The 3,618-nt window shown below is 38.8% G+C and carries 6 protein-coding genes; 1 reads left to right on the top strand and 5 read right to left on the bottom strand.

The window, feature by feature from the left end:
* On the bottom strand, positions 1-784 hold a 784-nt coding region (locus H0W62_15290; protein ID MBA3649882.1), incomplete at its 3' end, for a T9SS type A sorting domain-containing protein.
* Positions 785-1,022: 238 nt separating this feature from the next.
* On the opposite strand from H0W62_15290, the gene H0W62_15285 reads away from it, so the two are divergent.
* Positions 1,023-1,382 (top strand): transposase, encoded by a 360-nt coding sequence (locus tag H0W62_15285; GenBank protein ID MBA3649881.1) that lies wholly within the window; start codon positions 1,023-1,025, stop codon positions 1,380-1,382.
* Between the two features lie 196 nt (positions 1,383-1,578).
* Here the strand turns inward: H0W62_15285 and H0W62_15280 are convergent, their stop codons facing one another.
* The 4 genes from H0W62_15280 to H0W62_15265 all read right to left on the bottom strand — a co-directional run.
* Positions 1,579-2,181: a hypothetical protein gene (locus tag H0W62_15280; protein ID MBA3649880.1), complete on the bottom strand. Its 603-nt coding sequence runs from the start codon at positions 2,179-2,181 to the stop codon at positions 1,579-1,581.
* Positions 2,182-2,189: 8 nt separating this feature from the next.
* Entirely contained in the window at positions 2,190-3,071 is an 882-nt protein-coding gene (locus H0W62_15275) for a T9SS type A sorting domain-containing protein (GenBank protein MBA3649879.1), read from the bottom strand.
* A gap of 68 nt (positions 3,072-3,139) precedes the next feature.
* Positions 3,140-3,280 carry a hypothetical protein gene (locus H0W62_15270; GenBank protein ID MBA3649878.1) on the bottom strand — a complete coding sequence of 47 codons (141 nt, stop codon included), beginning with the start codon at positions 3,278-3,280 and terminating at the stop codon, positions 3,140-3,142.
* Positions 3,281-3,399: 119 nt separating this feature from the next.
* Positions 3,400-3,618: T9SS type A sorting domain-containing protein (locus H0W62_15265; GenBank protein ID MBA3649877.1), on the bottom strand; the 219-nt coding region annotated here is incomplete at its 5' end.

The raw sequence follows: 3,618 nt of genomic DNA, 5'->3' as shown, positions 1-3,618 counted from the left end.
GGCAATGAAAGTTGGATGATCTCATTGTTTCACTGAGGCGAACATTGCCAAGCATGTCCATAATTTTTATTACTGCACTTGCACTAACATTTTTTGCTATCACCTGTAATTCGTTATGCATCGGATTTGGATAGACAAAAACCTTTTCCAGGTTTTGCGCACTGTTGTCAATTCCCAATAAAATTCCTTTCCAAGGCTCTACGTGAAAACTCAGGTAAGAAGCACTTGGTCCCTCAAATACAATACTGTCACTAAAGCTGCAAATGGTGTCCCACACATAAAGCGTAGTGTCTGTCATAAGAAGAGGTAATTCAAAGGAGCACATGTTAATCTGCATGGGCAGGTCATACGCTAACACACCTTGTGCGCGGGGGGCGGGCGCTTGATCAGGAAGCGGTAGAGAGTCACTGTTTAAAACTTTAGAATCCCAACGTAAGGTCAAGGGCATTTGTGTGTTAAAAAAACAAATATTAACGCCAATCTGAGGAGAAGTAAGTGTAATCTTTTTATAAGCAGAGAAATTAGTATCAATAGCACAAGCGTAATATGCCTGAAACATTGTTGAATCCAGCTGTTCTTTTTTTTCGCCAAAAATCGTATCGCTAACTGAGCCGGCATTCGGATCATAACTAAAATACAATGTATCCTTCGCTCCGCTGCCATCTTCAAACCATAAAGGAAAAACCCAGGCGGGCTGTATTTGTGCACCTGGCACGGTGTAAACCTGGGCTAATAAAATTTTGCTAAGGAAAATAAGCGGAAAGAGGAGAATTATTTTCTTCATCCTTGAAATTTTTTTTAAGATACAGATTTTATCTGATTTATATAATTGTTTTCTGTTGTATTGAATCAATTAAATTTCCATCTTAATTGTTAGTTGATAGCCATCTGCTGTAAGTGCTACTCTTCCCCCTGCAGCTTCACTCCGGAGCGCCTTTGGGCAATAGCGGAGGAAGCTGCAGAAAAAAGATAGGGAGTACGCTGCAGAATCACAGTACCATCCTTATTTTAAGGGAAAAAAATTGACAACACGAACTACATATTCCCAAAGCCATCATGTCTATTTTATCACGTTCACCTGTCTGCAATGGCTGCCTTTATTTGAAATAACGGCACTCTATGATTACATATATGACTGGTTTGCAAGATTACGTAAGGATAGTAATCAATTGATCGGTTATGTGATAATGCCGAATCATATTCATTTATTACTTTTTATACCCGACCGCTCAAAACCTGTTAATGATATCATTAAAGAAGGAAAGCGATTTATGGCGTATGAAATTGTGAAGTGGCTCAAACAGTTAAACCGAAAAGATATACTAATGAAACTGTCAAGCGCACTTACTGATAAAGGAAAGGAAAAAAGGAAAGTATCATAGGGTTTTCGAGGTCTCTTCCGATAACAAAAGATTTCATACAGATAAAATGATCGAACAAAAGCGAAATACATGCATCTTAACCCTGTCTCCAAGAAATGGAATTTAGTAACAGACTACCTTCTTTATCCTCATTCTTCGGCAAGATTCTATGAGGCACAGCAACCCTTATCTGTTTTGAGTTACACATTACAAAGACTTAGGATGAGTACTTGAGTGCCGCAGCTTCTTCTTCAATTACGCATTGCTCTGCTTGGAGGGAAGCTTCGGGAAGCAAAAAATACGATAGAGGTTTTCCTTGCGCTGTTGTAATACCAGGTGCATAGGCATCCAGATAATCAAATACTGCCTGTGCTCCACGAGGATAGGTTCCTAGTCCTGGGGTCGTACACGGTAAGGAAATACTTATGTAATCACCCAAAGGATTTAATTCATTAAGCGATGCCTGCTTATAATAGTCACTCAGCGTTCCGTCATTCCAAGTAACATTATCAGGATCAAAAAAGGGGTGGGTACCAGGATTTGGATTCGCAGTCTCCCAAGTAGGAGGAGCACAATCTAAGGCATTCGTGCAGTTATTAACATTAGGCTTCGGCCATTCGGCATTTATACCATAATTACACTCGTAAGTATCTCCGGGCGAAGGACATCCGCCCACACTGTAATCTACTTGTGCGTAAATTAATAAAACTCTAAATGGTCCTTCGGTTGGAAATAGATAGCCATACTCAGAAGATTTAATCTGAGAAACTGCATTAAAGGTGAGTAGTGAGAATAGTATTAAGAGGAGCAGATTCTTCATGAGATAGATTAAGTTTTGATGAATTTGTATTTATAAATGAGAAGGTTATTGTCAGTAACTATCAACAAATAAACACCAGGTGTAATGTTTGAGATGTCTATTTGTTCTTTACTTTGTTTAATATCCTGGTCAGATACTATTCTGCCAAACATATCTACGATGGTAGCTTTTCGGCTATCTATAATAGTCGTAGAACTGATTGTGATCTGGTTACCGGATAAATCAGTATAACAGAGAATATCTTCAACATTTGCTGTCAATTCAGCACTTAATATGATCCCATCCCAGGGATGAATTGAAAATACCAGATACGAAAGAGCAGGACCATTAAAGATGATGCTGTCAGCTTTATGACAAGGCACAAATGAGTAGAGCACAGTATCAGTCATTAAAATGGGATCGCTGAAGTTGCAGCTATCCACATAGGTAGGCAGATCAAACCACATGTGCCCTTCTGCCCTTGGCGCAGGGTCAAGGTCAGGAAAGGGTAGTGAATCACTATAGAAAAGATTTCGATCCCACCGCAAGATGATTGGTAAAACAGGTTTGTAACAACAAATACTTACTCCTCCCTGCAAATTATAATTTGTCGTTGTAGACTTAGAAGCAAGAAAGTCTGAACTCAATGAGCATCCATAATATACCTGGAATTTGGTAGTATCGATTACTTGTGCAAAATCTCCAAAAATTGTATCGTAATCGGGGTTGAAAGGATCTCCTGAATTTATATCATAAGAATAATATACAGTATCCTTTTGTCCATTACCATTTTCAAACCATAAAGGAAACACCCACGCGGGCTGTATTTGTGCACCTGGCACGGTGTAAATTTGGGCTAATAAAATTTTGCTAAGGAAAATAAGCGGAAAGAGGAGAATTATTTTCTTCATCCTTGAAATTTTTTTAAGATACAGATTTTATCTGATTTATATAATTGTTTTCTGTTGTATTGAATCAATTAAATTTCCATCTTAATTGTTAGTTGATAGCCATCTGCTGTAAGTGCTACTCTTCCCGCTGCAGCTTCACTCCGGGAGCGCCTTTGGGCAATAGCGGAAGAAGCTGCAGAAAAAAGATAGCGAGTTCGCTGCAGAATCACAGTACCACCTTATTTTAAGGGAAAAAAATTGACAACACGAACTACATATTCGAAAGCAATCTGCTGGCGAGACAGGGCTTGGCCTAAAAGAGTAAATAACGTTTTCATTGGAATAAGGATTATTGTTTAACAATTATTTCCTTAAAGAGCTCTTTACCTTGTTCACCGACTGCCATTATCAGGTAACACCCAGCAGCCAGGTCGTTGACCAGGCAATGAAAGTTGGATGATCTCATTGTTTCACTGAGGCGAACATTGCCAAGCATGTCCATAATTTTTATTACTGCACTTGCACTAACATTTTTTGCTATCACCTGTAATTCGTTATGCATCGGATT

The organism is Chitinophagales bacterium (assembly GCA_013816805.1).
GTDB lineage: Bacteria > Bacteroidota > Bacteroidia > Chitinophagales > UBA10324 > MGR-bin340.
The sequence above is the reverse complement of the archived record's forward strand: the minus strand, read 5'-3'. Positions and strand labels throughout refer to the sequence as shown.

What these genes read in the sequence shown, in the direction of transcription:
- H0W62_15275 (MBA3649879.1), bottom strand. Translation starts at nt 3,071, where the DNA reads ATGAAGAAAATAATTCTCCTCTTTCCGCTTATTTTCCTTAGCAAAATT.
- H0W62_15280 (MBA3649880.1), bottom strand. Translation starts at nt 2,181, where the DNA reads ATGAAGAATCTGCTCCTCTTAATACTATTCTCACTACTCACCTTTAAT.